Consider the following 26,331-nt stretch of genomic DNA (forward strand, 5'->3'; position numbering starts at 1 on the left):
CTATAAGATAAAGTGTGTCACTTTCTGTAATCAAAAAGATAGAAATTTCCACTATTCCTTTCGAATTTTGTCAATATTTAGCTTTTCACAAACTAGACACTTTTGGTCTAAAAAAGTGTGATTCAAATCACACTTTCGAATTCTTTATTCCACTATAATGACGATGATAATAGAGTAAAGGGGTTTTTCAGAATGTTAGATCAAAAAACAATTGATATTATTAAGAGTACAGTTCCAGTTCTTGAACAGCATGGAGAAGAAATCACAAAAAAATTCTATGAATTAATGTTCGGCAATCATCCAGAATTATTAAATGTTTTTAATCACGCTAATCAAAAGCAAGGCAGACAGCAAAAAGCGCTTGCAAATACTGTCTATGCCGCTGCGAAATATATCGATCAATTAGAAGCGATTGTCCCTGTAGTAAAACAAATAGCCCATAAGCACAGATCTTTAGGAATATTGCCAGAGCAATATCCAATAGTAGGAAAACATTTGCTATTAGCCATAAAAGCAGTATTAGGTGAGGCTGCTACAGATGAAATCATTAGTGCATGGGAAAAAGCCTATGGAGTTATTGCCGATGCATTTATTAATGTAGAAAAGGATATGTATGATAAGGCGGGCAAACAGCAAGGGGGCTGGGAGCTTTTCAGAGAATTTAAAATTGAAAAAATCGTAAAGGAAAGTGATGTTATTACCTCCTTTTACTTTACACCAGTCGATGGAGAGCCTATCGCTGAATTTATTCCCGGACAATACATTAGTATTAAATTAAATAATATACCTAACGAACAATACACACATATTCGTCAATATAGCCTATCTCAATCACAAGATAAATCGTTCTATCGCATATCAGTTAAGAGAGAGGATCCAATTGGAAATAAACCTGCTGGAATCGTTTCAACTTATTTGCACAATAATGCCAAGGTTGGCGACATCATTGAAATCAGTGCGCCTGCTGGTGATTTTGTATTAGAGGAACAAACAATTCGGCCAACCGTTCTGCTTAGCGGTGGGGTAGGCATCACACCGATGCTTTGCATGCTCCATCAACTAGCTGATAAACAACAAGAAACTACCTTTATCCATGCAGCTATTAATGGAAATGTTCATGCGTTTGTCAATGAAGTCAAGCAAATAACCGAGAAAAGTGAATTAGTAAGAAGCTATTACTGCTATGAAAAACCAACTGCTCTTGACAAAGAAAATGGGCTCTATAGTAAAGAAGGCTATATTACTTCTGATTGGTTAAATAAAGTAATCAATAACAAAGATGCTATTGTTTATATGTGCGGTCCCGTCGGCTTTATGCAAGCTATGTATGAAGCATTAATGAAAGCAGGCATCAAAAAGGAAAATATCCGCTATGAATTCTTCGGACCGGCCATGGAATTAAAAGAGTCTCAAACTGTTTAAGTTAATAAACAATAAAAAGGCATGACTCTCTTTAACAGAGGTCATGCCTTTATTCATTGACATACAATTATCTTCTACGATTTCTATTTCTTAAAAATGTAGGGATGTCTAATGCATCATCAGTTTGTTGAGTATAATTATTTCTTACGGGTTCATGAGAAACTTCTTCTCTTTTTGGTTCACGTTTAACTTGATTTATTGCAGGTTTTGGTTGTCCAAAAGTTGGCCTAGAAGACGGTTTTGGCTGGGGAATTTCTTCATTAAAGCCAGTAGCAATTACTGTAACGACAATCTCATCATTTAGGTTTTCATTAATAACCGAGCCAAAAATCATATTAACATCCTGATCAGATGCAGTTGCAACAATATCTGCTGCTTCTTGTACCTCATAAAGACTTAAATTCGTTCCGCCAGTAATATTCATTAGTACACCTTGAGCGCCATCAATAGATGTTTCTAATAACGGAGAGGAGATGGCTTTCTTCGCAGCCTCAGCAGCACGGTTCTCTCCAGCAGCAACACCAATTCCCATTAATGCTGATCCTTTGCTGGACATAATTGTTTTAACATCCGCGAAATCTAGGTTAATTAGTCCAGGCACTGCAATTAAGTCAGAGATACCTTGTACACCTTGACGGAGCACATTATCAGCCTCACGGAAAGCTTCAAGCATTGGCGTACTTTTATCTACGATTTCTAATAAACGATCATTAGGTATGACAATCAATGTGTCAACAGCTTCCTTCATAGAAGCAATACCGCCCGCAGCTTGTGTAGAACGCTTTCGTCCTTCAAAGGTAAACGGACGTGTGACAACTCCAACAGTTAATGCCCCAAGATCTCGTGCAATTTGAGCGATTACAGGCGCAGCACCTGTTCCTGTCCCTCCACCCATACCGGCAGTTACAAAAACCATATCTGCTCCTTTAAGAGCTTCTTCAATTTGCTCTTTACTCTCTTCAGCAGCCTTCTTACCGACCTCAGGGTTAGCACCTGCACCAAGTCCACGGGTGAGCTTTCCGCCAATTTGCATTTTCACTTCTGCTTTAGATAAATTTAGTGCCTGAGCATCCGTGTTAACTGCAATAAATTCTACACCTTGTACACCATGTTCAATCATTCGGTTAACCGCGTTGTTACCACCGCCGCCAACGCCGATGACTTTAATAGTTGCCAATGAATCTAAATTAGTATCAAATTCCAACATGACAAATCCTCCTAATTCGACGATATCCCATAGAACACCATTTTTACGAATAATTTTTTAAAAGGCAAAGTGTATAGACGCCATTTATACTAAGTAAATAATTCATTGATTTATTAAATTATATTAAAATTGATAAATAGCATTTTTGCCTTTTTAGCCACTATTCGAAAAAGTATCCGAGGAACTTCTTCACTCTTGATGTAATTTTTTCTTCCGGTTGTTTTTCCGGCTTTTTTGGTTGCGGTTGTTTTGGAACACGCTTTTCTTTTACTTCTGGTGCATGGACGGGTGCTCCGCCCATTGCCATTTTTCTGCCTTGAATCTTCGCATTTTTATATGCAAATTTAATTAGTCCTACTGCAGTCGTAAATTGTGGCTCCCTTACACCGATATAATCTGGTATGGCGATTCGAACCCGATTTTGAAAAATGACTTGGGCTAACTCAAGGATCCCTTGAGTGTTCGCGACCCCACCTGTAAGAACGAATCCTCCAGGCAAGTCTTGAGAGCCTAGCCTTCTCACTTCATTTTGGATCAAGTCAAAGATTTCTTCCATACGTGCTTCAATGATATCAGAAATTTCCAGCTGATTAAATTGCTGGTGCTGGTCACTCCCAATTATCGGTACACTGAAAACCTCTTCTTCTGATGCATGGTCATAAAAAGCATATCCATACTTGGTTTTTATCTTTTCAGCATCCTCAGTTGATGTGCGGAGACCGATTGATAAATCCTTTGTGATATGGTCTCCCCCTACTGGAAGAACACTTGTAGCTTTTAAATTACCCTGTTCAAATATGGCTATTGTTGTTGAACCACCGCCAATATCAATTAGGGCTACACCGAGATTCTTCTCATCCTTTGACAATGCGTAAGCACCAGCTGCCAAAGGCTGAAGTGTAATGTCAAGTATTTCAAGACCCGCACGTTCAACACAACGTAATGAATTATGTAAAATGGTCTTGGATCCAGTAATAATGGTGCCTTCCATTTCAAGACGTACCCCTATCATTCCACGCGGATCATTAATTTCATCTAAACCATCAACAATAAATTGTTTCGGAATGACATCGATTATATCTCTTTCCGGCGGAATAGAAACCACTTGGGCTGCATCAATGACTCTAGCTACATCATCATCTGAAATTTCCCTGTTTTCACTTGAAACTGCAACTACTCCATGACATGGCTGGAGCATAACATGGTTGCCAGTGATGCCAACTATTACACTTGTAATTTCCATTCCTATCATTCTTTCAGCCTGTTCAATTGCCTTTCTAATTGAATGAACCGTTTCATCTATATCAACAATGGCTCCCTTTCTTAAACCTTCAGATTGCACACTGCCGACACCAATAATATTTAAAGAGTCGTTGACCATTTCCCCTATGATAACTTTTACGCTGGATGTACCGATGTCAAGACTTACATATATTTCATTGTTGTTCATTCTATGGCACCTCCTTTTGCTATTCCCGCTTTATTCTAAATTAATTTGCTAATATTAAATAATTCGGCAAAACTAGCAATTTCCCTTTATAAAAATTAATTTTTTTCAGTTTTTTCACGGCTTACAGACCATTTTGTCAATAATATTCTTCTTATCACAGCTATATTTTGGAATAATCTAACTCCAAATGCAAATACTGCCGCTAAATATAAGTCTACACCAAGATGAACACCTAGAAAAGCCAAACTTGCAGCAAGCAAAATATTAAAAAAGAAACCGGAAACAAAAACCTTTTCATCGTATATGTTCTGAAGCTGAGCACGTATTCCTCCAAATAACGTATCTAATGCGGCAAGTACAGCAATAGATAAATAATTGGAATACTCCTCTGGAATTTTCACTTCGGTAAATAAACCTAGAATAACACCTATTATTAATCCTAATAAAGGAAGCCACATATTATGAATTGCCTCCTTTGTCTGTGTTCACTGGTTCCATATCTCTTATCCTTATTGTATTTTCATACGCGGGTATTGTAATAATTCCCTCCGGCTTTTGAACTTTCACCCTTAGATTATCAATAAAAAATTCGTCAGCAGATTTTGATACTTGCATCCGTTTAAACAGTTTGTCAGCGGATTTTGCGTCTTCAGCGATCACCTTGATCTCGATTGGCAATCGATTGAGGGAATGCCCGTCAACCTTTGTTTCTCCGTTTATATCTCTAATTACCGTTGTATTAATGAGGCGCTGACCATCAATTGATATGTGCATTGCATTATACATATTTAATTCATTAATTAGTCTTTTTAATAAATCGGGAGAAACAGTTGATACAGGCTTGCCAACTAAAAGTTCTTCATATACTGGCTCAATATTTAAGATGATCCCATTTCCTTGTACCTTCGTTAACCCTGCTTCTGCTTTTAGTTCACCAAGAGTTTCCCTCAAAATTTGTTCTTTGCTTTGCTTTAGTTCAGTTTCGTACTTGGCAATCTTTTCTTCATTTGATCGTACTTCACGAATTAGTTTGATCTGGAGCTCATTTTCCTTCATGACATCTTCCCTAAGCTGCCAAGTATCTCGAGTATCACGTACAACGGGCTCTTTAACCGTTCGAAATTGAATAGCTACCATAAATCCAATGACAATCGTTATAAGTGTGAAATTTATATTTTTTTTGAATTTGTCCACGTTTTTTACCACCTAACTTTCCAACCTAATTTAAAAATGTGGACGATTTTTGAAACAATTATACATACTGTTATATTAGCTTCCTAACAAAGGCTCCAACATAATATCGGCTTTTTTTTCAAGAGTAAATAGAATATTATCATTGACTAATGAATCCTTTACTCCGCCTGTTAAATTCAAAGCTGAGGCTAAAACATCAGCATCGCCAATAGCGGAAATGACGAAGGGTGCTGGATGCTGATAGCCGTCAACTTCTATAACCGGCCCATTACAGAGAATATATGAATTATGGGCTAGCCTTTGTCCGTTAATAGCAATAGCAGAAGCACCAGATATATATAATTCATTTATTACCTTAAACACATGATGTTCATGAACAATATAATTATTAACATTCACTTCTTCAGGATTATAATCCCCATCTGCCAGCGTTACTTCAACACCTTGCCCTTTTACTTTAACCTTGCCTAAATACATTCTATACTTTTCTGCATCTTCAGCGAGATTGAAGTAAACCTGTGCTTCTTGTGACATCTCCTTCTCGATTTCACGCACTCTCTCTTGCTTTTCATTTAATTCTTTTTGTAATGAGCGGTTTTTTTCCTCTAATTGAACTAATTGATTCCGTAATTCTAAATCTCTTTCCCATTGTTTTCCTGTTATAGCTGTGTTCTCACCTTCGCTTTGAGTTTGATGATATGAAAAAGCAATGATATAGCCTAATACAAGAAAAACAAGAGAAAAAATAACATGATTACCCGTCACTTTCAATTTCTTCTTCAAGCTGTTCAGCTCCCTCTTGTTCATAAGCTTTGAAATAAGAGCCGACTTCCAAATCAATAATGCCTTTTTTATTAGGGTCCAATTGGCTAATAATTGAAGGGTAGTGTGACATTTTTTCTGAAAAGCTTTTGACTGTAGCACTTACTTCAAATCCATCATTCATATAAAGAGTCAGATTATACGTATCTGTTTTCTTTGGGGTATGGTGAATTTCAGAAATAGAATTTAATACCACCTCTGGAAGCACTTCAAGCTCATTAATCATTCCATTAAGTTCATTACCTTCAGAAAAGCCAATGAGTATAGGCGCAGTTGCGGGGATTTCAGCAGTTTTACTCTTTTTAAGAACTTTCCCATTTTCAAGAACCGGCAAATAGCTTTTATCTTTCATTATGTAGGCGATACGCTTATATTCACTTATTGTCATTCTAACGGTATTAGGCAAATTGATCTTAACATTTGCGGATTTTATCTCTGGAAGCTCTTCAAGTTTGCTCTTTATAGCACTTTCATCTACTTTCCAAATATTTATTTTCTCGGAAAGACCTGACAGAGAAATCAATTCTTCTTGGCTGTATGTGGAGCTGCCTAAAACTTCGATTTTATGTATATGGCTTAAGGGAGATTGGAAATAAATGATAAAAGAAATAAGCGTGAAAAATAACAGCAGCAAAAAAATCAGTCTTCTATTAGCTTTTTTTCGCCTTTGTTGTTTTAGCTTTGGAATTCGGTCCTCAAGAGAAACAACATTTCCTTTTTCCATATCATTCACCTCAAGTATCACACATAATCTTTCAAATAACCCAATATAAATCAAAATAAATAAAGGAAGACTTGTCCTTTTTCATAAAAACCAAATTTATAAATGGGAAAACAAACGGCACGAATAGACATGCCGTCTTTCCAAAGTGAATACTGACCTTAGTCCTAGAGTACAATTATACCATAATAAATAGCCGTAGTAAGGATTTTTTCCCGTTACTTTCGACCGATTATTTCTACTTCGGTTTCTATTTTAATCGCAAATCTTTCATAAATTTCATCTTTTATGTGCTGAATCAATGCCAGGACATCAGCAGCTTTTGCATTTCCTGTGTTGACAATGAAATTTCCATGCATATCTGATACTTTAGCTCCCCCGATGGAAAAGCCTTTTAATCCTGCATCTTCAATCAGCTTACCCGCATAATTAGGCAGGGGATTTCTAAAAATACTGCCTGCACAAGGAAAATTCCATGGCTGTGTTTCTTTCCGGTAATCCTTATTTCTTTGCATTTCTTCAAAAATTTTGTCTTTATCTCCGGGCTGTAATTGAAAGACGGCTTCAATGACAATGCCAGGGCGTTTTTTCTGTAAAACGGATGTTCTATAGGAAAATTCCATTTCCTCATTAGATAGCCATTCTACCTTCCCGTCTTCAAAAAGAATGTGGGCTTTTGTTAATATGTTAGAAATATCAGAACCATGAGCACCAGCATTCATATAAACAGCCCCACCGACTGAACCAGGAATACCACTTGCAAATTCAAGACCTGAAAGTCCCTTTCTGCTTATTTGTGTGGAAAGACTGACGATTGAATATCCACCGCCAACCTTTAGCTCTGATCCGTTAATTTCCATATGTGACAAACCTGATCCAAGTTTAATGACTGCGCCTTCTATACCTAAATCTGATATTAGCAAGTTAGACCCTCTTCCAATTGCTGTCCATCCTACTTTATATTCATGAAGGAGCTCAACTGTTTTTATTATATTTTCGACAGATGAAGGCTCAATAAACAAATTGGCTGGTCCGCCTATTTTCATAGTTGTATGATTAGCTAAAGGCTCTTGTTCTTTTATTTTTCCAATGTTTAATTCATTTAGCTTGTCAATTAATTCGTTCATATTTACCTCCCTTTCTTTTTAAATTCAATTCTAAATTTAATTTATAGACCATTTTATGCAGTTATTTCTTTTAGGCTACTTTCCCCTCTTCGTAACGAGTTCTTCCATTAGCCTGTAAAGCCTATTAGCCGCATCAGGAATCCCTAATTTCTTTGAGGATTTTTTCATGTCCTTTAACTTTACTTCATCCATTAAGATTTGGTCCATTAACTCAACAAGCTTCTTCCCTGTCAGATCCTTTTCCAATAACAATTCAGCTGCTCCATGATCACTTAATGATCTAGCATTCTTTTCCTGATGGTTATTTGTAACATAAGGACTAGGTATTAGAATACTAGGGATCCCAAGTGAGGTTAATTCAGCGAGGGTTGTAGCTCCTGCTCTAGCAATTGTTAAATCTGTTCCTGCAAGAATTTCTGGCATATTATGTATAAACGGTTTAATGATTACATTTTCAGGATTTCCAATCAATTCAACTTCATTTTGAACTTCATCAAAATGAACATCACCAGTCACATACAATATTTGATATGGCTTTTCACCAAGTTCCGCCAATGATTTTAGAACTGCTTCATTAATAGGTTTTGCACCCCGGCTCCCACCTACGATTAATACAACGGGGACATTTGTTTTTAACCCAGCGGATAGCCGCCCTTTAATTCCATCTTTCCCAATAACCTCTGAAGCACGCGGATTTCCGGTTAACTCGACTTTTTCATGCGGAAAATATTTACTTGCTTCTTCAAAGCAAACAGCAATTCGATCGACATATTTGCTTAGAAATTTATTTGTTAAACCAGGTACACTATTCTGCTCATGAATGATCGTTGGGATACCTAGCTTTGCTGCAGCATATACAACTGGCCCGCATACGTATCCTCCTGTACCAATTACAACATCTGCATTAAATTCTCTAAGCATTTTCTTACTATCCTTAACACCTTTTAAAAAACGGAAAATAGTTTTTACATTTTCTAATGAAAGCTTTCTTTTAAATCCAGTAATATGTATTGATGATTTAAACGGAATATTTTCTCTTGGGACAAGTTTACTTTCTAAACCGCTTACTGTTCCAATATATAAAAACTCTGCATCCTTATTATCCTTTTGTATTTCTCTTATGAGAGCAAGAGCTGGATAAATATGCCCACCAGTTCCGCCGCCGCTAATTGCTATTTTCATGTGCTCACCTCAAAGCAGAGTGTATTGATTTATTTTCTTGCCGTGGTGACCCCCGTTCGGCTCACACACCCTATTCTACTATATAAAAACTAATGATTATAATGGGATATCATAATGACATGTAAATGTAATAAATTTCAGTGGATTTTATTCATTTTCATCTAACCGTAATAAAAATACTATACGATAGACAAAACAAAAAGAAACCCTGTAATCAGGGTCAAAAAATTAATATCTTGAATATCGGCTAATATTTAACAAAACACCGATTGCTAAAAGCATAAGTGTTAAGGATGATCCGCCATAGCTTAAGAATGGAAGGGTAATCCCAGTAACGGGCATGAGTCCAATGACAACCCCGATATTAATCATGACCTGGATAGCGATCATAGCAATAATACCAACCGCTAGGAAACTGCCAAATAGGTCAGGAGCTCCGAGGGCAATCCTAATTCCTCTCCATAATAATAAAGAAAACAATAAAATTACAAACGATCCGCCAATAAACCCAAGTTCTTCCGAAAGAATGGCAAATATGAAGTCTGTTTGCGGTTCTGGGAGATAGAAGAATTTTTGTCTGCTCTGTCCTAGGCCTAATCCAAATAACCCACCTGGCCCTATTGCATATAAGGATTGAATAATTTGAAATCCGCTTCCCAATGGGTCTTCCCATGGATCCAAAAAAGACGTTATTCGTTTGATCCGATATGGAGCAGATAAGATCAAGGCTGCAAATCCTCCAAGCCCCAGTAAACCAAGACCGAGAAAATGGCTAATTCTCCCCCCTGCAATGAATATCATAACAAGACAAGTTCCAACCATGACGGTCCCCGTTCCTAGATCGGGCTGCAGCATGATTAATCCAAAAGCCAAAAACACAATCCCTAATGAGGGAATTAATCCTTTTGTAAATGACGTTATTAGTTTTTGGCGCTCAGATAAGTATTTTGCGAGAAAGGCAATCATCGCAAGCTTCATAAATTCCGATGGCTGAATCGAAAAAGCTCCGACCCCTATCCAGCTCCTTGAACCATTCCTAACATTTCCAATTCCTGGTATGAGAACAAGTATTAAAAGGACAAAACAAATGATGACTATAACCTTTGCCCAAGTTCTCCAAGTCCAGTAATCGACATTCATAATAAAAAACATCGCGGCTATCCCTACCCCTGCGAACAGCAGCTGTCTCTTAGCAAAGAAAAAAGAATCATCAAATTTATACTCTGCCCAAATAGCGCTAGCACTATATACCATCGTTAATCCAACTGAAAGCAATGTTAAAGTTACGATGATTAAAATCAAATCGGGAGTCGTTCTTTTTGTTGGCAACACAAAACACCTCGAATGCTAGTTTTAGGGCCGTGTAAAAAACGAAGCAATTTTTGCGAAAGATGACTCCCTAAGCTGTTTTTTCCTTTTTCGCGTACAAGCCCTCACTTAAGCATATGCACCGCTTGTATAAAAATGTCTCCCCTAACCTCAAAAGTTTTATATTGATCCCAGCTCGCACAAGCTGGCGATAATAATATCACGTCTCCCAGTTCAGATAACTGATAGGCTACAGGAACGGCTTTTTCCACATTATCGACATGCAAAATGTTTTTTATTCCTGCTTTAATGGCAGCTCTTTCAATTTTTGGGGCTGTTTGCCCAAAGGTTACTATTGCCTTTACGTTTTTGAAGTAAGGAGTGAGTTCATCAAATTCATTCCCACGGTCCAAACCGCCCGCAAGAAGAATAATAGGTTCATGAAAAGCGGAAATAGCATTTTGAGTTGCTAAAATATTCGTTGCTTTTGAATCGTTATAAAATTTTCTGCCCCCAAATTCTCTAACATACTGCAAGCGATGCTTAACACCTATAAATGTACGAAGTACTTTTGAAATTGCCTCGTTATCAACTGATGAAAGCTTGGCCGCAGCAATAGCAGAAAAAATATTTTCTAAGTTATGAGCACCCGGCAACACGATTTCCTTTGTCTCAATAATTCTTTCGTTATTAAAGTAAATCCAGCCGTTTTCATGATAAACACCAGAATTTAATTTACTTTTAACTGAAAACGGAATGATTGTGGCATTTGACTGTGCAGCGACCTCCAACACTTCATCCTGCTCAGCATTTACGATAAAATAATCATCATTCGTTTGATTTTTAGTAATATTTGCTTTCGCTTGAACATAATCATTTCTTGTCCCATGATAATCAAGGTGAGCATCGTAAAGATTTGTTAAAATAGCAATTTTCGGTTTAAATTCATTTATACCCATAAGCTGAAAAGAAGACAATTCGATAACAATTGTATTTTCCCTAGTTGCCTCCTGTGCTACATCGGATGCTACTGTACCAATATTGCCTGCAATTAAAGGAAGCTTCCCGCCTTCCTTCAGCATTTCATAAATAAGTGTGGTAGTTGTTGTCTTCCCATTTGTCCCTGTGATCCCAATAAGCGGGGCTTCAGAAATTTGATAGGCAAGCTCAACCTCTGTAATAATAGGTATCTCCTTTTCAATTGCCCCTACAATCATTGGATTATGATAAGGAATCCCCGGATTTTTCACGATAAGCTCAAAACCCTCTTCAAGGAGTCCTATAGGATGCTCTCCACATATAACAGTAATTCCTTCTTCTAGCAGACTTTGTGCCTCCAGATTTTCGGAAAGTGGTTTGTAATCATTTACGGTTACAAAAGCACCGAGTTTATGTAAAAGAGAAGCAGCAGCAACCCCACTTTTTGCTAATCCTAATACTAATATTTTTTTATGACGATAGCGATTGATCTGTTTCAATTACATCCACACCTCAATATAGATTCCAAGAATTGCGCAAAGCAGGCCTACAGCCCAAAAGGTCACCACTACTCTCCACTCAGACCATCCAATTAGCTCATAATGATGATGTAATGGACTCATCTTAAAGATCCTTTTACCTGTTGTTTTAAATGAAATCACCTGTAAAATAACAGACAAAGTTTCGATTACAAAAACGCCGCCAATAATAAGTAAAATGATTTCAAGCTTTGTTAATATAGCAATTGTAGCAATAGCTCCACCAAGTGCTAGGGAGCCGGTATCCCCCATAAATACTTTGGCAGGATGAGCATTGAAAACGAGGAACCCTAGCACAGCACCTGCCACCGCTACAGAAAAAATGGCAATTTCAAATTGTGATAAACTCCAAGCCAAAACAGCAAACGCTCCAAAAGCGATTGCAGCTGTTCCAGATAAAAGACCATCCAAACCATCTGTAAGATTCACAGCATTGGAAAAGCCAACTAGCCAAAATATGATAAAGAAAACATACATCCAGCCTAAATCAAAAGAAAGATTTGTTAATGGAATATGAATGACTGTTGAAAAATCGTTTTGCTGAAAAACAAAATAAAAAATAATTGAAATAATAATTTGCCCTAATAACTTCTGTATTGAAGTCAATCCTAGATTCCTTTTCAAAGCGACCTTAATAAAGTCATCAAGGAAACCAAGCAGCCCAAATCCGAGTGTAACTAATAAGAGCAAATAAGTCTTTACAGTTGGTTCAGAGAACTTCCCTGTCATCACAATGGTAGTAATGGCAATCGAGAGAAGGATCATAATTCCCCCCATCGTAGGAGTACCGGATTTCTTTAAATGTGATTGAGGACCTTCCTCTCTTATGCTTTGCCCAAATTTTAATCTTCTCAAGAAGGGGATAAAGATGGGAGAAAGCAGGACTGTTACTAAAAAGCTCATTATTATTGTAAAAAATATTACTTTCTCCATCATTTTGCTCCCTCCTTTCCATCCTGGAGCAGATTATTTATTACCTTCATTTTTTCTGCTATCACAGCAATATCATATGTTGAATTATTTTCATTAAGAAGTATTTCATCTGAAAAGAGGAAATTAGTCACTTTAAGTTCTGTTTTTTGTTGTTGGTTTAATTTTTCTATATATAGTTCCATCATGTCCTTTAAGCCTTTCAATAAGTCATTAGTAAAAAATATTGGAAAATGATTAGGAGTATATCGGGGAATCTCCATCTCTTCCTTCCACAGGGCAGCAACTGCACCATTTTCAATGGCTTTCTTCAACTCCCCTGTATTCTCGCCAAGAGGGATGAACACTCCTCTGAATTGGGGTACATCTGAAATTGTCGCGACCGTATGAAAAAAAAGCTCATGATCCTGTATTCCTTTCATTTTCGGAAACAGTTTCGCTAAATCACCATACGCTAATAACATTTTATCGCTCCTCTATTGCCGCTTTTGCAACTAGCCGGTCATCAAAATCAAAAACTTGATTTCCAATTAGCTGATAGGTTTCATGCCCTTTTCCAGCTATTAATATGACATCACCTTCAGCTGCCATGTTAATTGCATAATAAATTGCTTCTTTTCGGTCAAGAATAACTTTATATTTTTGACCTTTTACCCCAGCTTCCATATCTGCCAATATCGCGAGGGGATCCTCACTACGGGGATTATCAGAAGTGAAAATAGCATCGGTGCCATACTGACATGCAATACTTGCCATTAATGGCCTTTTCGAACGGTCCCTGTCCCCGCCACAGCCAACGATTACAAAAATTCTTTTTGCAGCAATTTGCTTGACTGTTTTCAATGCATTTTCTAAGCTGTCTGGCGTATGTGCATAATCAACAATCACAGTAAATTTCTGTCCTGCATCGACTGTCTCAAAACGGCCAGAAACACCTTTCACTTCCTCAATTGATTGAATGATCGGTTTCATAGGAATGCCGGATGCTATCCCTGCACCAATTGCTGCCAACACATTATATACGCTAAACATCCCTACTAGCTGCATAGATATTTGATAAATTCCAAATGGACTATGTAATTCAAATGATGTCCCAAAAGCTGTCATTTGGATATTTACAGCTTGTAAATCTGCAGGCTGATCAATCCCATATGTTAAAACATGAGCTGATGTTGCTTTTATATAATGATTGGTTACAGAATCATCGTTATTTAGAACGGCATACTTTGGAGGATTATATCGGAATGCACTGCCTAACTGTGCAAACAAAAGACCTTTTGCATTTCTATACTCATCCATGGTTTTATGGAAATCCAAGTGATCCTGAGTTAAATTTGTGAAAACGGCTATATCAAAATCACACCCGTGGACCCTTCCTTCATCCAAAGCATGAGAAGAAACTTCCATCACTGTTGATTGTACACCAGCATCAGCCATTCGTCTGAAAATCCTTTGCAGTGTAAGGGCATCTGGAGTTGTATTTTTCACTTCCGATATTTTATCCCCTATTTTTGTATACATTGTCCCAATCAAGCCAGTCTTTCTGCCATAATCGGATAATATTTTTTCGATTAAATGGCTTGTTGTTGTCTTGCCATTTGTTCCGGTAATCCCAATTAAATGCAGTTTCTTACTTGGCTGTTTGAAAAAGGAGTCGGCTAATAACGCCATTGCACGCCTTGTATTTCGAACAACAATAACCGGTACAGAAAGGTTCATTTCTTTTTCGGAAATGATTGCGGCCGCACCCTTCTTTACCGCAGAGGAGGCAAAATCATGTCCATCTACTGTAAATCCTTTAATACAAATGAACAAACTGCCTTTTTCCACTTTACGACTGTCATTTTCTATTGAAGAGATGTCAGGATTTTCTCCGCTATATGCCATGTATGGCTGCAAATCATGCAAAAGCGTATGTAACTTCATTTCGTCATCCCCTTAACTCATAGACTTTACATACTATAATCCATGCCATATTAGAAACAGCCAAAAATCGTAACGATTTTCATTTTACATGAAAAATTGACATTTAGCTATTCGAATTTACTAAGTCTAAAAATGGATAATAAAAATGCAGGCGGCGTATCATAATGGGCCGCCCGCTTTTTTTTAGAATGGCATTATTTTATTCTTCCTTGCCAAAATAAAGTCTTATTGTGGACCCTTCTTTAAGCTTTATTCCCGGTTCTGGTGTTTGCTTAACCACTTTGTTCCCTTCCCCGCTAGCATCTATTCTTAAATTAATATATAGTTCTCCGAGCTCTTTTTTCGTTATCCCTACTAAATCCGGCACTTCGATCATCGGAACATCAGGCCATGTAAGCTTTTTCTCGATTTGTTTTTCCCTCGGCTTAACTCCCATCGCACGCAGACTATCTTCCATAATGTCTCCTACAATCGGGGCAGCAACAACTCCCCCAAATTGAACGGTGCCTTTTGGATTATCTACAGCAACATATACAACTAGCTGTGGATCATCTGCTGGGGCAAAGCCAATAAATGAAACGATATGGTTATTTTCAAGGTATCTGCCGCCTTGGGCCTTTTGGGCTGTTCCGGTTTTTCCTCCCACACGGTACCCGTCAATAAATGCTTTACCTCCCGTTCCTTGGGCCACAACACTTTCAAGGGCATATCTAATTTGATCTGATGTTTCTTTTGAAATTACTTCCCTTTTAGCTGTAGGAGTTTTTCTCATCACAACTTCACCAGTTATTGGATCAATGAGTTCCTTTGCTACATATGGCGTATATAATGTCCCGCCGTTTATAGCTGCTGAAAGGGCAGCAACTTGTTGGATGGGAGTGACTGAAACCCCCTGTCCAAAAGCAGTAGTTGCTTGTTCAACGGGCCCCACTTTATCCATATTAAACAGGATTCCAGTTCCTTCTCCTTGCAGGTCTATTCCTGTTTTTTCACCAAATCCAAAGTCTCTTATATATTTAAATAAAGTTTCTTTTCCTAATCTATCACCAAGCTCAACAAAGCCAGGGTTACACGAATTTTGAACTACTTCAAGGAATGATTGGCTGCCATGGCCGCCTTTTTTCCAGCATCGCAATCTTGCTCCGCCCACTTTAACGTAGCCCGGATCATGGAAATGATCTTTTTTCAGATCTACCTTCCCTTCCTCCAATGCGGCAGCAAGTGTTATGATTTTAAAAGTAGATCCTGGTTCAAATGTACTCCAAATTGGGAGATTACGGTTGTAAACTTCAGGTGAGACATTCCGGAAATTAGCAGGATCAAAATTTGGCCTGCTTGACATCGCTAATATTTCTCCATTATTCGGATTCATCGCGATAGCAATTATTCCATCTGGGTTATAAGTCGCTTGAGCATTATCTAATACCCGTTCCATAATGGTCTGAACCTTAGAATCTATTGTTAACCTTAAATCTAATCCATCCTCAGGGGGATCATAATCGTCAGCCATATCATTCATTCGTTCACCTTTTGCATTTGCATAAAACTTAACGGATCCCTTTTTCCCCTGCAATTCTTTATCATAATAAAGTTCTAAACCCATCAACCCTTGATTATCAATCCCGGCAAACCCTAAAACATGGGACAAATAATTTCCAAATGGATAATGTCTTTTTGAATCCTCACCAAGATAAACACCATCTATATTCAACGCTCTTATTTCTTTTGCCTTTTCATGGGAGATCTTTCTTCCAGCTGTTAATTTTACATCTTTTTCTTTCTTAGTAATCTCTGAATAAATTTTTTCCTTAGATGCATTAAGGACTGCAGCCAATTTTTCCGCAACATCATGAGGGTCTTTAATTTGCCTTGGTACTACATATATTGTAGGTGCACTGACATTTGTCGCAAGCGCGATCCCATTACGGTCAACGATTTCGCCTCTTTCAGGTTCGAAGGGTATATCACGGCTCCATAGTTCTTTTGCACCATCTGTTAATGAGTTGCCCAAAAAGAATTGAACATATCCAAGCCGAATATCGATTATAAAAAAAATTAACATGCCTGCGACTAAAGCTATTGTTAACCTTTTTCTCACTGTTACATTAGAAACACGCATACACGAACGATCCTCCTTAGTTTATGGCTCGTTCCAATATATGCTTGTACCCATTTAAATAGAATAAGAAAAGCGGAGGCGCCTTGCCCAGGGGCGACAAGCATAAGACCAGCCAGCAGGAAGGTTGTTCTTTACCTTCATGCTGGATGGACTTATGACCTCGAGCCCCTAGGCGCTGCAGCTAGACAATAGAAATGCGGAGGACCTGAAGCTAGACAATAAAAAAAGACCAACAGAACATTGGACAAATAATCAAAAACTTTGATTATCACTCCATATATTTTGTTATGGTCTTCAGTTCTTTGTTTAATCTTTCACTTCAATCGTTTCTTCCTCGTCTTCTACTGTTTGCTCCTCTTCGTCCACTCTGTATTTTTCAATCGGAGGCTCTAACTCTACTATTAAATATTCACCTTCGTTAAATAATGCACCAGGTTTTAAATTTTGCTTCTTTACATATCCATTTCCAACAGAATTTAGCTTTAAATTTCCTAGCTTGGCAATCTTCATTACGTCTCGCAATGACCAACCTGTCATATCCGGAATCGTTAATTGCCCATCTGTTCGAATCATAACCTTTTCTTTCGAAAGCAAGTTTGAGCTAGCTTCTGGAAGCTGTTTTATTATCTGATTGCCTTTTCCAATTACAATCGGTTCCATCCCTTTGTTATTTAATTGTTTAATAGCCTCTTCGGTTGTTAGGTCTGTCACATTAGGTATTAAATCAAAATTAGGTTTTGTTTGCACTACTGGATCAATATTCAAATATTGCAGACTGCTCTTCATAACCGGATTAAAAATATCAGCAACTGGAATTGCTCCACTCGTATGAATATCAATTTCAGGCTGCTGGACTGCCACATAGACAACTAACTTAGGATCATCCTTTGGAGCCATTCCTAAAAATGAAAACACATAGTTTTGACGGCCAGTTAAATATCCGCCTTGAGGATCAGGAATTTGTGCAGTCCCTGTTTTTCCAGCAATATCGTATCCTTCAATATTGTAATAATTGAAGCCGGTTCCTTTAGGTGAGGATACGACCGTTTCCAAAATATCTCTAACTTGTTTTGCTGTGTTTGCGGAAATAGGCTTTCCTGCAATTTCGGGCTCGGTCTTTTTAACTATTCTATCATCACTATTAGGATCGACAATTCTACTAATAATATGAGGCTTCATCATATTCCCATCATTGGCGATAGCAGTAGCCGCCTGAACCTGCTGGATAGGAGTAATAGCTGTTCCCTGCCCAAAGCCAGTTGTTATTTTTTCCAATGGCCAATTATAGACGATTTTACCTCCTGTTTCTTTCGGCAATTCAATTCCTGTTGGCCGGTCAAAGCCAAAACTCGTTAAATATTGTTCGTAGCGGTCAAAGCCCAGTTTTTCTTTTACAAGTTTTGCGAATACAACGTTGGATGAGCGTTGAACCCCTTCTAAATAGGAAATGGTTCCCCAGCCATTGCCATTGTTCCAATCTCGAACAGGTCTTGTCTTATTATCTACGGCATATTGTCCTGACTTAAATGAATCATTCGGGTTGAAAACTCCTTCTTCAATAGCCGCTCCCAAGGTAAAAATTTTCATCGTTGAACCTGGTTCAAATGAATTCTCAATGATCTCATTATGCCATGTTTCACTTATCCCTTCCTTCGTCATTGGGTGAAATGAGGGCCTTTGCCCCATTGCCAGGATCTCTCCGGTTTTCGGATCTGCCACAACCGCGAAAATTTTCTTTGGTTTATATTCGCTATCTACTTTATTTAAAGAATCCTCCAAAAAGGTTTGGATTTTCTTATCAATCGTTAAATAGACATCCTGTCCATCACGAGCAGGGGTAACATGTTCCTCACTGTCAGACAATAGGTATCCCCAAAGATCACTTTCGTATTTAACCTTGCCATTTTCCCCTGTCAAAATATCATTCAGACTTTGCTCTAATCCGAGCATTCCTATTGTATCAGTTCTATTTTTTTCAGTTTCTTTTTTTTCTACGTAACCAACTAAATGGGAAGCAAATACACCATTAGGATAAAAACGTTTTGTATCTTTAATGAATGTAATCCCAGGAAGCTTCAATTCTTCTATTTCTCTTTTCTTCTGGTTTGTTAAATCACGGCCAGCTTTGCCGAACTCAACCTGAAAAGGCTTTTCATTACTATCAGGTTTTAATTTAGTTAAGATTTTATAAATGTCTGACTCATTCATTTCAATTACTTTTGCAAGTTCTCTTGCCGTTTTTTCTGGATTCATCACGTGACGGGGCTTTTTATCATTTGTGGTCATTTTCTCATCTAAAATCGCAACAAGTTTATATGAGTTCATATCAGTAGCGAGGACTTCTCCATTTCGGTCAAATATCGTCCCTCGCCTTGCTTCTATTACTCTTTCATTTTCATATTTTTGTTGCGCCTTTGCAGCTAGAACATGTCCCCGGATTTCACCTGTCATTTGTATGGAGATAAAGCGGTAAACTAAGACAAAAAAGAGCAGACCAAATATTACAAATAATATTGCTGCTCCAAAGTTAATATTTGGCTGTTTTTTAATCATTAATCGTGCACAACCTTAACATTGTTTTCATTTAATTTCAGCCCTAGCTCCTTCGCCTTTTCCCAAATCCGTTCGTATGTACTTAGTTCGCTTACTTGCATTTCAAGATCTCCATTTACCCTATTCTGTTCCTGAATAGCTACTTTTGTATCTTGAATTTCTTTATTTATTTCGTAAATTGCCGCTTGATTAGAGACAATATTAACTGCACCAAAACAAACAATCCCTGTGAAAACTAAACCTAATATTTTTTCCCCTGGTGAAAGCCACGGATTTCGATTCTTTACCTTCTTTGGTGCTTGTACCATTTGTTTTTGCTGTTCATGTCTTTGCTCTTGCTGGAGTTTCCGCGCTAGGTTTCCCATTCTATCCCTCCTGTTATAGTTTCTATTTTAGTTTTCAATTATTTTCTATAATTTTTCAGCGATTCGAAGCTTTGCTGATCTAGCTCTATTATTCATCTCCAGTTCTTCTTCAGACGGAGTGATAGGCTTTCTTGTAATTAATTTTAAGACTGGTTTGAATTCATCTGGAATAATCGGCAATCCATGAGGGAGATTAGGTGTTTCGCTCGCAGCTTTAAATGAAACCTTGCAAATCCTATCCTCGAGTGAATGGAATGTAATGACACTAATCCTTCCGCCAGGCTTCAAAATATCAATAGCTTGCTGCAAGGATCTCTCAAATACGCCTAATTCGTCATTAACGGCAATACGTATTGCCTGAAAAACTCTTTTTCCAGGGTGACCGCCTTTTCTTCTAGCGGGGGCTGGAATTGCTTCCTTAATCAATTCAACGAGCTGGCCAGTCGTTTCAATTGGAGACAGTTCGCGTGCAGCTTCAATTTTTCGAGCAATTTGCTTTGAAAACTTTTCTTCTCCGTATTTAAAGAAAATCTTTACTAAATCACCATAGCTCCAATGATTAACGACATCATAAGCAGAAAAATCTGCATCCATGTCCATTCTCATATCTAATGGAGCATCATGATGATAGCTAAAGCCTCGTTCAGGAGTATCTAATTGGGGAGATGAAACACCTAAATCATACAATACCCCATCAACTTGATGAACTCCCAACTTTTCCAATTCCGCTTGAAGATGTTCAAAGTTACTTTTAATAAATGTTATTCTATCACCGTATTTTGCAAGTTTTTCCTTAGCATGTAAAATAGCCGTATCGTCTTGGTCAAAAGCATATAGCTTTCCATTACCTGATAGCTTGGACAATATTAATTCACTATGTCCTGCCCCGCCTAATGTACAATCAACATACACGCCTTCAGGATGAATATCCAAACCATCTACTGTTTCTTTCAGTAATACTGTTGTATGTTCAAACATGATGTCCACCTCTTTTTCTGCTGAATAAAGTTAAATATCAAACCCAATCATATTCTCTGCAATTTCAGCAAAAGATTCCTCTGAATCAGAGAAATAATCCTCCCATAAACTTTTACTCCATATTTCAATCCTGCTGGAAACCCCTAAAACGACACATTCTTTTTCCAAGTTTGCATATGAAGCAAGAGGGGAGGTTATATTTATTCTTCCTTGTTTATCAATTTCACATTCCGTAGCACCAGAAAAGAAAAAACGGGTAAATGCACGAGCATCTTTTTTTGTGAGCGGTAAGCCTTTAAGCTTTTCTTCTAGCAGCTTCCATTCATCCATTGGGTAGCCAAACAAACATTGATCCAAGCCGCGTGTTAGGACAAATGATTCTCCTAAACCATCACGGAATTTAGCAGGTACAATTAAACGGCCCTTATTATCAATGTTATGATGGTACTCCCCCATGAACATACCCACTAACCCCACTTTCTTACTCAAATGTACCACATTCCCCCACTTTCCTCCACATATTTTTAAAATTCTATGACTGGCTTTAAAATCCTTTAGAAAATATCAGCTATTCCCATTTTTTCGTTCGTCTTTTCCCTACAAATCTTTGCACCATTTTAAAATCCTCTCTGTTCTTCAACAAAAAAAGACTTCATCCTATGGGATAAAGTCTTTTTTCGGCAAATATTTTATTGCTTACATTTTAATTAATTTATGGGTGCCATCGAATGTAAAGCTGCACTCCAAAAGGTTATGGATAAAGTTAAATCCATATTGATTGATAAAGAATAAACAATTCAACATCCGTTCTTGGGGTGAACCTAGTGGCCTGATGGCATTCTCTACCCTTGCAAACTTATTTATCAATACGTCATATTTTAATTGTTCTGCCTGATCAAGCTTTGCTTCCATAAAATCCAGCTGCTTGATCAATAAGCCTTCATTCTTTTTAAGAAGTGGAACCAAGCCTCTATCTTTTTTCATTAAATAGCTTTCCAGCATTTCGTAATTTTGCAGAAATTCCTGCTTTGTTTTATTGAAAAGCTCTTTCAATTGCTGATCCCTAATTGATTGTAGAAACTGAAGCCTTTCCTTTTCTGTACCCGAAATTAATACTTCTTCCAAATCAAGCCCAAGCTCAAGTATATCTGATTCTATAGAGCGATCTAGGAAGGTAATATTTAGACGAGGTACGATTGGAGGCATTCTTAAATCAAAGTGTTCAAACGCCATTTTTAGCTCTGCCCAGTACGCAATTTCTCCAGGTCCAGCAATAAAAGCAAGTGTTGGAAATAGCCATTCTTGCATGATCGGTCTAGTTACTACGTTATTGCTAAGCTTTTCAGGAAACTCCTGTGTGAGATCAAGCAAGCTTTGCCGGGTGATTTGAAAGGAACCGTCTTTTCCGCTGAATGCATCCTTATCCTTATCATACTCTAGGAGGATTCTTTCATAATTATCTTCGTCATAATAAAATAAATTTGCAGCATCATTACTTATTTCAATCATATTTGAAAAGCCATCTTCTTTAAGTTCAGACTGCTGGGATAATACAGATTTCGTGATCTCTTTAAAGCTGTTTATTTGTTTGACAAAAAACTCCTTTTCAAGACTTCGAAGTTTTCGGTCACCTGAATCAATAATTAAGAGACCCGTATCCTTAAACATCTGCATAATAAGATAGGCAAAAAAATCAACAAATGAATCAGATTTGCTGATAGCTGCTTCCGCTTCTGCCAGAAGGCCTAGCGTATGTTCAGTTTCCCCAAAAGTTTGAATAATCGCTTCCACCCATTTGAGACACTGTTCCCGGTCGATCGTAATATCAGAGACCATTCGTTTATCACGTATTTTTTCCGGATATACTTTCTTTTCGATTTTATTGTTATTTTCAACATATACATGATTAACTTCCTGATAATCATGATCCTCTCCTGCAATCCAAAAGACTGGTATAACCGGAATATTTAATTCCTGCTCCTTTTGTTTCGCCAGGCTAACGATCGAAATAATCTTATGTATGCTATAAAGTGGCCCAGTAAGTATACCCGCCTGCTGACCACCAATAATAACTGTACTATTTTCCTGCTTCAGCTTTTGGAGTGAAGACTGAACCATTTCAGAGCCTGGGAATTTAGACATGTATTGTTCAATGTGAGCTGCGAGTTCTTCTCTCATATATGAACGATTCAATAATTCTCCGCGGCGTTTTTCAAAATCTAAGTGGTCATTGTAACGATAATGAAAATATCTCTGAATATTCTTTGTCTGTTCTAAATATTCTGTTGCAAATCGGTTTGTCGCCGGTAAGGAGAGATTTAAAATCTCCATTTAAGTCTTCCTTTCTAATCCACAATTTTCATTAATAGGCTGTACATGCTTATCAATCATTCTTATTCATCTTCATTTGTTTCCATATGAGTATAGCATTGTCTGATTTGAAAAGAAAAAGACTTTGCTCAAAATTATATTAACCTCCCGCTACAAATCCACTTACGCTTTGAATTAATCCAATTACTGTTAACACAATATATGCCGTAAAAAATACGAGAAAATTAAATCGCCAAAACCCTTTGAAAACTAGCAGCAAATTTATTTCATGTTTGATTTTCCAATGAAGTAAGACAAATATAATGGCTAAAACAAGCAAGGATAAAAAAATAATCCATAAAAACGATTGTTCCCAAATTGCCAGTATTAAAAAATGGACAGAGATGATAAACAGGAAGGTACTTACATCTAGAGCCATGTGTACTGATTTTTTATGCTGCCTTGTCACTTGCTTACATATAATGAATACGAGAAAATAACCTAATAATGGAATTGTAACAAATATAGCAATGACTGAAGATAAAAAAGATATCATTCATACGCCTCCCTTCCTTAATACTCCTTACCTTTTATCGAATGATAAAAAAATTCAGTAAGAGGAGCATGCACTCCAATGTCACCTGCCTTTTCCAGCACATAGCCTAGGATCGCATCCACTTCAGTCGGTCGATTTCCATCTAAATCTTGGAGCATGGATGAACGATTAGCAGCTGTTTTCCTGCATACATTTTCAAGATGTGATAGTGTCTCATCTTTATTCTCCATATATAAAATAGAACTAATTTCGTTAAACATTTGCTTAAAGAGCTTATTGTAATATGGGTTGTCAAGTAGTTCACCATTGCGAACATTTAAAACTGCGGTTAAAGGATTAATAACTGAATTTACAATTAGCTTTTTTACTAGCATGCTTTCATAATCTTTTTCTGTCACAAACGGAAAGCGATCAACATATTGATTTGCTATTTCATTCATAAGGTTTAAAGATTGGCCCTTATATATAGCTATTCTCGTAATTCCATTTCCTGTATGAATAACATGATTTAAACTTTCCTTCTTTGCTCCATGCTCGACAGATCCAATATAAACATTATTCGCCTGTATCGAATCCAATAATTTGATATGCCCCATACCATTTTGCAGAAATAAGAAAGATCCTTTATAGCAGGGGGCAATGTCTGCGATTCTCTGCAAAATATCGGGCAAATGATATTGTTTAACAGCAAGAATTGTTAAATCTTCATTTCCTTCCCAAGCAGAAAACTTTGCAGTGTTAATAGAATGAACGATCTTTTGTTCATTTTTTTCAAAAATTAATCCTTCAGATGATAAGGTAAACTCCTGTTCCATTGAACGGACATATAAGCATACATGATGAAATTCATTTAGATAATGGGCAAATAGAAGACCTAATGATCCTCCGCCAATAATTGCAATTTTCATAACATCCACTTCACTATCTATGTATTTAGTCATATTTTAACAGAAAAATGATAAAAGGTAATTAGAAAGACTACTATTAAGAGTTAATTATATGTATACAAAGAACCCCTTTTTCGGAAGTGAAAAAGGGAAATAATAACCTTAACATCCAATTCAACAAATTAACTGCATTCACAGCATCTCAAATATTGACTGAAAAGGTTTTATTTAAAAGAAAGCTTGTCGTATAATTGCCGCTTTTAAAGTCTGAATCCATCAATATTTCTTTAAAAAGAGGTGCATTTGTATTAATTCCCTTTAACTCAAGTTCAGCAAAAAATTTGCTAGCCTTCCTTATTGCCTCATCCCTAGTTTCACTATATATTATGCACTTTGCGATCATTGGATCATAAAAGGGTGTAACAGTAGAGGCTGAATCATATCCTGAATCTACACGGACACCTTTAATGGCATGCCATTGGAACACTTCAATTTTTCCCGGAGAAGGCAGAAAACTTTTCGGGTCTTCTGCATATAATCTAAATTCAATCGCATGTCCCGATCTGCTTATTTCATTTTGCAACAGCGGTAATTTATCTCCCCTAGCAACAAGAATTTGCCATTCCACTAGGTCCAAACCCGTTATTTGTTCTGTAACAGGATGCTCTACTTGAAGCCTTGTATTCATTTCTAAAAAATAAAAATTTTCCTGCTCATCCACAATAAATTCAATTGTGCCTGCATTTTTATAGTTAACTGCAGAGGCTGCTTTTAAGGCTGTCTCGTACATTTTCCCCTTACATTCTTCAGTTAAAAATGGGGATGGTGATTCCTCTACCACTTTTTGGTGCCTTCTTTGAATGGAGCAATCCCTTTCGTACAAGTGGACATTATTTCCATAATCATCTCCAAAAATTTGTACCTCTATATGCCTTGCATTTTCTATATATTTTTCAACAAATACTTCTTCTGAACCAAAATAGGCTTTTGCTCGCGCTTTCGTAGACCCAAAGGATTTGGCAAGGGCTTGCTCATTTTCACAGCGTATCATGCCTATTCCTCCACCGCCTCCGCTAGCTTTAAGCATTACTGGATAACCAATTAACTCTGCGAGCCGGCAAGCTTCCTCAAGTGTAGAGGTTCCTTCCTCACTGCCTGGAACTACTGGTACACCCGCCTCCATCATCGTTCGCCTTGAGACAATTTTGTCTCCCATTAATTCAATCGTATCCGGAGATGGACCAATAAATGAGATTCCCGCCTTATGTACAGCCTTTGCGAAATCCGCATTTTCCGATAAAAAGCCATAGCCAGGATGAATGGCATCTACTCCTTCCTTTTTCGCGATTTCCAGTATCGTATCCATTTTTAAATACGATTGATTCACCGGTGCTTCTCCAATACTAAATGCATGTGCAGCCTTTTTGACGAAAGGCATTTCCTTGTCGGCATCGGAATAAACAGCGACAGTTTCAATGCCCATTAAATGACAGGTTTTGATAATACGTAAAGCAATTTCTCCTCTATTTGCAATTAATATTTTCCTCACTAATGGCTCTCCCCTTTCTTCCTCGATGTCTAACAAGAAGCTGATCTAAAGTCCATTGAAAGGTTAAATAATCCATGTAGTATACTTCTACAACCTTCCGTGTTTTCCTCCTTTACGTGTAAACGGTTCGATGAGAATAATCGCTAGTCATTTCCATATAAAGATTAAATGTCAGATTGATTACAATTTCCTGATTATTGTTATATAA

23 protein-coding genes are annotated in these 26,331 nt (G+C 37.4%); 1 reads left to right on the forward strand and 22 read right to left on the reverse strand.

Translation table 11 applies throughout. The features are described 5' to 3' along the window. The first annotated feature begins 192 nt into the window (after positions 1–192). On the forward strand, positions 193–1,422 hold the full coding sequence (hmpA, locus tag V7164_RS13225) for an NO-inducible flavohemoprotein (RefSeq protein WP_335354294.1): 1,230 nt from the start codon (positions 193–195) through the stop codon (positions 1,420–1,422). Positions 1,423–1,489: 67 nt separating this feature from the next. On the opposite strand, the gene ftsZ is transcribed toward hmpA, so the two are convergent. The 22 genes from ftsZ to V7164_RS13335 all read right to left on the reverse strand — a co-directional run bounded on the left by ftsZ (position 1,490) and on the right by V7164_RS13335 (position 26,123). Continuing rightward, positions 1,490–2,629, reverse strand: a complete 1,140-nt coding sequence (gene ftsZ, locus V7164_RS13230) for a cell division protein FtsZ (protein ID WP_335348298.1) — start codon at positions 2,627–2,629, stop codon at positions 1,490–1,492. Between the two features lie 160 nt (positions 2,630–2,789). Next, positions 2,790–4,079: a cell division protein FtsA gene (ftsA, locus tag V7164_RS13235; RefSeq protein WP_335354295.1), complete on the reverse strand. Its 1,290-nt coding sequence runs from the start codon at positions 4,077–4,079 to the stop codon at positions 2,790–2,792. A gap of 95 nt (positions 4,080–4,174) precedes the next feature. Next, on the reverse strand, positions 4,175–4,537 hold the full coding sequence (locus V7164_RS13240) for a small basic family protein (RefSeq protein WP_335348300.1): 363 nt from the start codon (positions 4,535–4,537) through the stop codon (positions 4,175–4,177). A 1-nt stretch (position 4,538) separates the two neighbouring features. Then, on the reverse strand, positions 4,539–5,273 hold the full coding sequence (locus V7164_RS13245; protein ID WP_335354296.1) for a DUF881 domain-containing protein: 735 nt from the start codon (positions 5,271–5,273) through the stop codon (positions 4,539–4,541). 75 nt (positions 5,274–5,348) lie between these two features. After that, positions 5,349–6,080, reverse strand: coding sequence for a DUF881 domain-containing protein (locus V7164_RS13250; protein ID WP_335346582.1), 732 nt, complete (start codon positions 6,078–6,080; stop codon positions 5,349–5,351). After that, a complete protein-coding gene (locus V7164_RS13255; RefSeq protein ID WP_335346581.1) occupies positions 6,028–6,819 on the reverse strand; it encodes a cell division protein FtsQ/DivIB in 792 nt (263 codons plus the stop codon). The genes V7164_RS13250 and V7164_RS13255 overlap by 53 nt, the downstream gene beginning before the upstream one ends. A 215-nt stretch (positions 6,820–7,034) precedes the next feature. Continuing rightward, the gene (gene murB, locus V7164_RS13260) at positions 7,035–7,943 is read right to left on the reverse strand and encodes a UDP-N-acetylmuramate dehydrogenase (RefSeq protein ID WP_335346580.1); all 909 of its coding nucleotides are present in this window, start codon (positions 7,941–7,943) and stop codon (positions 7,035–7,037) included. A gap of 75 nt (positions 7,944–8,018) precedes the next feature. Then, positions 8,019–9,125: an undecaprenyldiphospho-muramoylpentapeptide beta-N-acetylglucosaminyltransferase gene (gene murG / locus V7164_RS13265; protein ID WP_335354297.1), complete on the reverse strand. Its 1,107-nt coding sequence runs from the start codon at positions 9,123–9,125 to the stop codon at positions 8,019–8,021. A gap of 228 nt (positions 9,126–9,353) precedes the next feature. Further along, complete coding sequence (spoVE, locus tag V7164_RS13270; protein ID WP_335346578.1) at positions 9,354–10,454, reverse strand: stage V sporulation protein E; 1,101 nt, start codon at positions 10,452–10,454, stop codon at positions 9,354–9,356. Between the two features lie 104 nt (positions 10,455–10,558). Next, the gene (gene murD / locus V7164_RS13275; protein WP_335354298.1) at positions 10,559–11,911 is read right to left on the reverse strand and encodes a UDP-N-acetylmuramoyl-L-alanine--D-glutamate ligase; all 1,353 of its coding nucleotides are present in this window, start codon (positions 11,909–11,911) and stop codon (positions 10,559–10,561) included. After that, entirely contained in the window at positions 11,912–12,886 is a 975-nt protein-coding gene (gene mraY / locus V7164_RS13280) for a phospho-N-acetylmuramoyl-pentapeptide-transferase (RefSeq protein WP_335346576.1), read from the reverse strand. Next, the gene (locus V7164_RS13285) at positions 12,883–13,344 is read right to left on the reverse strand and encodes a hypothetical protein (RefSeq protein WP_335346575.1); all 462 of its coding nucleotides are present in this window, start codon (positions 13,342–13,344) and stop codon (positions 12,883–12,885) included. Before V7164_RS13285 ends, mraY begins: the two co-directional genes overlap by 4 nt. A 1-nt stretch (position 13,345) precedes the next feature. Then, entirely contained in the window at positions 13,346–14,806 is a 1,461-nt protein-coding gene (locus tag V7164_RS13290; RefSeq protein WP_335346574.1) for a UDP-N-acetylmuramoyl-L-alanyl-D-glutamate--2,6-diaminopimelate ligase, read from the reverse strand. A gap of 199 nt (positions 14,807–15,005) precedes the next feature. Further along, positions 15,006–16,925 (reverse strand): stage V sporulation protein D, encoded by a 1,920-nt coding sequence (locus V7164_RS13295; RefSeq protein ID WP_335354299.1) that lies wholly within the window; start codon positions 16,923–16,925, stop codon positions 15,006–15,008. A gap of 306 nt (positions 16,926–17,231) precedes the next feature. Then, a complete protein-coding gene (locus V7164_RS13300) occupies positions 17,232–19,478 on the reverse strand; it encodes a penicillin-binding protein (RefSeq protein ID WP_335354300.1) in 2,247 nt (748 codons plus the stop codon). Continuing rightward, on the reverse strand, positions 19,478–19,843 hold the full coding sequence (gene ftsL / locus V7164_RS13305) for a cell division protein FtsL (RefSeq protein ID WP_335354301.1): 366 nt from the start codon (positions 19,841–19,843) through the stop codon (positions 19,478–19,480). The genes V7164_RS13300 and ftsL overlap by 1 nt, the downstream gene beginning before the upstream one ends. Positions 19,844–19,888: 45 nt before the next feature. Beyond that, positions 19,889–20,821 (reverse strand): 16S rRNA (cytosine(1402)-N(4))-methyltransferase RsmH, encoded by a 933-nt coding sequence (gene rsmH / locus V7164_RS13310; RefSeq protein WP_335346571.1) that lies wholly within the window; start codon positions 20,819–20,821, stop codon positions 19,889–19,891. Between the two features lie 30 nt (positions 20,822–20,851). Further along, positions 20,852–21,283, reverse strand: coding sequence for a division/cell wall cluster transcriptional repressor MraZ (mraZ, locus tag V7164_RS13315; RefSeq protein ID WP_066289421.1), 432 nt, complete (start codon positions 21,281–21,283; stop codon positions 20,852–20,854). A 234-nt stretch (positions 21,284–21,517) separates the two neighbouring features. Next, positions 21,518–23,152: a bacillithiol biosynthesis cysteine-adding enzyme BshC gene (bshC, locus tag V7164_RS13320; RefSeq protein ID WP_335354302.1), complete on the reverse strand. Its 1,635-nt coding sequence runs from the start codon at positions 23,150–23,152 to the stop codon at positions 21,518–21,520. A gap of 139 nt (positions 23,153–23,291) precedes the next feature. Next, positions 23,292–23,687, reverse strand: coding sequence for a DUF3397 domain-containing protein (locus V7164_RS13325; RefSeq protein WP_335346569.1), 396 nt, complete (start codon positions 23,685–23,687; stop codon positions 23,292–23,294). Between the two features lie 17 nt (positions 23,688–23,704). Beyond that, complete coding sequence (locus V7164_RS13330) at positions 23,705–24,595, reverse strand: 2-dehydropantoate 2-reductase (protein WP_335346568.1); 891 nt, start codon at positions 24,593–24,595, stop codon at positions 23,705–23,707. A gap of 181 nt (positions 24,596–24,776) precedes the next feature. Continuing rightward, on the reverse strand, positions 24,777–26,123 hold the full coding sequence (locus tag V7164_RS13335) for an acetyl-CoA carboxylase biotin carboxylase subunit (protein WP_335354303.1): 1,347 nt from the start codon (positions 26,121–26,123) through the stop codon (positions 24,777–24,779). Positions 26,124–26,331 lie beyond the last annotated feature (208 nt).

The sequence above is a fragment of the Bacillus sp. JJ1474 genome (assembly GCF_036965225.1).
Classification (GTDB): Bacteria; Bacillota; Bacilli; order Bacillales; family Cytobacillaceae; genus Cytobacillus.